The sequence below is a fragment of the Bradyrhizobium sp. genome, assembly GCF_049581145.1.
Classification (GTDB): Bacteria; Pseudomonadota; Alphaproteobacteria; order Rhizobiales; family Xanthobacteraceae; genus Bradyrhizobium.
On the sequence record NZ_JBAURI010000113.1, the window covers coordinates 1 to 3,631 of the forward strand.

Here is a 3,631-nt window from a genome sequence, read left to right on the forward strand (position 1 = left end):
GCGCCGGATTGCCGAGCGCGGTCTTATAGAATTTCGCCAGATGCGGGTCGCCGCCGGGCGCGCCGAGCAGCAGGGGATCGCAGAGGTCATATAGCGACGGGCCAAGCTTGCGGGCCGTCAGCGCGCGATAGGCCCCGGCGATCGTCTCAAAACCCATGTGACTCTTTGTCCCGCACGCCCCCCCCGCATCGCCCCCATGGACCGCACCTCCGCGCGCTGGCGGTGGCGACCGGCCCGAAACCTGCGAGTGAACAGACGCTATACGAATGGGCAGAAAACACAAAATCGGCGGTGGAATATGATGCCCGGTGACGGGCAATGTGACCGGGATCACGGCCGCCGACGTGGCCTCAGCGCCACAATCGCTGCAAAGGTAGTGGCCGGGGGATGAAGCCGATGCCTGGGTCGATCCAAATATCCTATTATTATCAATTATTTGTATCGGCATGGTGGTTAGGTGTTGCCGCCGCACCTGCAGTCAGGTTAAGGCTTTGTTTGTTGCGGCGCCGCAAATTGTGCGCAATTTGACGACACCACCTTCGGACCATCCCGCAGATCTTCGGAAACCTTGGCGCGTCCACCAGCGCGTCACCGGTGAAGATTTGCGCACCGACCAGGAATGACCGTGATGAATGCAACGCCGATGCGTCTCTCCCGCCGTTCGACTGCCATCGCTGGCGCGCTGGTCATGACGGTGTCGCTGGCGATCGGCGCCCATGCCGCGCTGAACAAGCGCGCGCTGGATGCAGCCAAGGCGGTCGCGACCGAGCAGGGCGCTGACACGGTCAAGCGCGAATCCCGCATCGCGCTGGTGATTGGCAACGGCCACTATCCGGATGCTGCCGCGCCGCTGGGGCAGCCGATCAACGATGCGCGCGCGCTGTCGGCGGCGCTGCGCGGCAACGGTTTCGATGTCGACGTGGTCGAGGACGCCAGCAAGGACGACATGGCGCGCGCGGTCGAGCGGCTGAAGGCGCGGGTCAAGCCCAATTCGGTGGTGCTGCTGTTCTTCGGCGGCTATGGCGTGCAGGCCGGCCGCGAGAGTTTCATGATTCCCGTCGACGCCACGATCTGGAAGGAAGGCGACGTCCGCCGCGAGGGCGTCAGCATCGAATCGGTGCTCGACGTGATGAAGGCGCAGGGCGCCCGCGCCAAGCTGGTCGTGATCGACGCCTCCCGCCGCAACCCCTATGAGCGCCGCTTCCGCGCCTTCTCCCACGGGCTCGCGCCCATCAACGCACCCGACAATGCGCTGGTGCTGTCGTCGGCGACGCCCGGCAAGGTGGTCGAGGATTCCACTGGCCAGGACAGCGTGCTGGTCGCCGAGCTGCTCAACCATCTGGGCGAGCGCGGCGCCGAAACCGCCTTCAACAAGACCCGCGTCGCCATCTCCCGCGCCTCCGACGGCGAGCAGGTGCCCAGCGTGTCTTCCTCGCTGCTCGAAGACGTCCGCTTCGGCACCACGGAAAACGCCGGCAGCTGAGGCCGAACGCCGAAACGGCGGCGGGCGAGTCCCAAAGCGGTCCCCCAAACTCCGTTATTGCGAGCAACCCGGTCGCGAATGCGCGCCCGATGACAGGCTCCGCGAAGCAATCCATCGTGCCGCAAAGCAAGTGCGGATTGCTTTGGCCCCGCCGCCATCTCGCAGTGACGGCCCAATCGGCCCCGCCCCTCACTTCGCCTCCGCGCTCGCCATCACCGGCCGCACCGGGTCACCTTCGCGCAGCAGCGCGCCGGCCCGCGCCACCACGTCGTCGCCTTCGTTGAGGCCGTCGCGGATTTCGATCTGGCCGCCGGACATCAGCCCGACCTCGACCTTGTGGGTCTCGATGCGATCGCGTCGCACCACCTGTACCACGGTGCCGAACGAGCCGTATTGCACCGCGGTCAGCGGCACCGACACGCCGCAGCTCTGCCCGGTCTTGATCAGCGCCCGGCCCGAGGTATTGACCAGGAACCGCCGCGGCGTGGTGAGAGCGATGAAGACCTGGCCGAGCTGGCTGTTGGGCTCGACCGTCGGCGCCACCCGGCGCACTTTTCCGTCGAAGTCGCCGTCGCCGATCACGCTGACATTGGCGGCCTGGTTGACCGCGAGCTTGCCGATGTCCTCGGTCGGCACCAGCCCGACCAGGTCGTATTCGCTCCGCGCGATGATGCTGAACAGCGCCTCGCCGCGGCCGGAGGCGATCGCGCCGATCACCGCGCTCGATGTCGAGATCACGCCGGCGACCGGCGCCTGCACCATGACGAAACCGCCTTCGGGCAGCAGCAACCGCGCCAGCGTCTGGCCGGCGGTAACGTTCTCCCCGGCATCGGCCATGACTTCCGCGACCTTCAGCCCCTGCCGCTCGGGACGCACCGCCGTCTCCTCCCGCGGCCTGACGATGCCGGAGACCTCGACGATGGCGGAGAAGCAGGATTTCGACGCCTTCAGCACCGTCACCGCCGGCGCATAGGGCGGGACGTCGTCGTCCTCGGCGAAGGCGGCGGACGCAGCGAGGCCGAGAAGGCCGGTTGCGATCAGGGCGGCGGGCATCTTGCGGCAAAGGTCGCGCGGGCGGAAATCGATCATCGGCAATCCTGACACGGTTAAGGGCATCACCGATACCAGATGGCCGGCGGACGCGCCAACCGGCGCGCGCCGCCGCCGTCATTTGGCCGATGTCACTTGGCTGATGTCACTTGGCCGATGTCGGCGCCGGATCGAGCCGGGACCAGCGCGCCAGCAGATGGTCGAGCGAGGCCGCGCCGGCGCCGCGGCACAACAGCACCAGCAGCATGGCGGCCCACTGAATGTGCGTCGGCCACGCCTGCGGATAGACGAAGATCTCGATGGTCGCGGTCATGCCGAGCAGCACCAGCGCCGCCGGGCGCGTCATCAGGCCGAGCACCAGCAGCACCGGCGTGGTCAGCTCGATGCTGACGGCGATGGAGGCCGCGATCTCGGGTGGGATCAGGGGCAGCTGGTACTCGTCGGAGAACAGCGACAGCGCGGTGTCCCAGTTCGCAAGCTTGGTCATCGCCGAATTCCAGAACACGGTGGCAATGGCGAAGCGCAGCGGCAGCGCGAGCAGGCTGTAGGGGACAGCGTCCAGCGCGCCGCGCAGGCGGCGGATCGTCGCGATCATGATCCGGTCTCCCGCAATGCCGGGGTGAACGCGAAGCCGGTGAAGCGTCCCCGCGACAGATGCTCGGCCAGCGCGAGCGTGACGTCGACCTCGCAATCCGGATCGATCGCCTCCTCGATCGGCCGTCCCGCGCACAGTCCGGCCAGCAAGCGCCAATGCGCGGCCGGCAGCCGCGCGACGGTGACGCCCGCGATGGTGCGTTCGATCAGGACAAACACCTCGCCCGAGCCGGGATCGATCGCGCCGAGTCCAACGTCGAGTCCACCGTCACGTCCGGCGTCGTCGCCGGCCAGCACGGCGCGCCAGATCGCATCGGCCGGATGCCTGAGATGCAGCAGGCCGAGCGACGGCTCGGCGATCAGGCGAAGCCGCCCGCAATCCTCGGGTGCGACTTCGGCGAGCCGGGCGGGATCGAGCCGCTCGGCATCGGGGGCATGCAGCGCGCGGCTGACCGCCCATTCCAGTTCCGCGACGTCTGGCAGATAGGGCAGCGAGGCGGCGGG

General features: G+C 67.9%; 3 protein-coding genes and 1 pseudogene. 1 reads left to right on the forward strand and 3 read right to left on the reverse strand.

Annotated elements, in window-relative coordinates:
• The first annotated feature begins 628 nt into the window (after positions 1 to 628).
• Complete coding sequence (locus tag WCB02_RS03630) at positions 629 to 1,483, forward strand: caspase family protein (protein ID WP_423956473.1); 855 nt, start codon at positions 629 to 631, stop codon at positions 1,481 to 1,483.
• 189 nt (positions 1,484 to 1,672) lie between these two features.
• On the opposite strand, the gene WCB02_RS03635 is transcribed toward WCB02_RS03630, so the two are convergent.
• The 3 genes and pseudogenes from WCB02_RS03635 to WCB02_RS03645 form a co-directional block, all read right to left on the reverse strand.
• The gene (locus WCB02_RS03635; protein WP_423956474.1) at positions 1,673 to 2,572 is read right to left on the reverse strand and encodes an efflux RND transporter periplasmic adaptor subunit; all 900 of its coding nucleotides are present in this window, start codon (positions 2,570 to 2,572) and stop codon (positions 1,673 to 1,675) included.
• 106 nt (positions 2,573 to 2,678) lie between these two features.
• The gene (locus tag WCB02_RS03640; RefSeq protein ID WP_423956475.1) at positions 2,679 to 3,128 is read right to left on the reverse strand and encodes a DoxX family protein; all 450 of its coding nucleotides are present in this window, start codon (positions 3,126 to 3,128) and stop codon (positions 2,679 to 2,681) included.
• Positions 3,125 to 3,631, reverse strand: a pseudogene (locus WCB02_RS03645) (hypothetical protein); the annotation flags it as partial. The pseudogene WCB02_RS03645 and the gene WCB02_RS03640, both read right to left, overlap by 4 nt.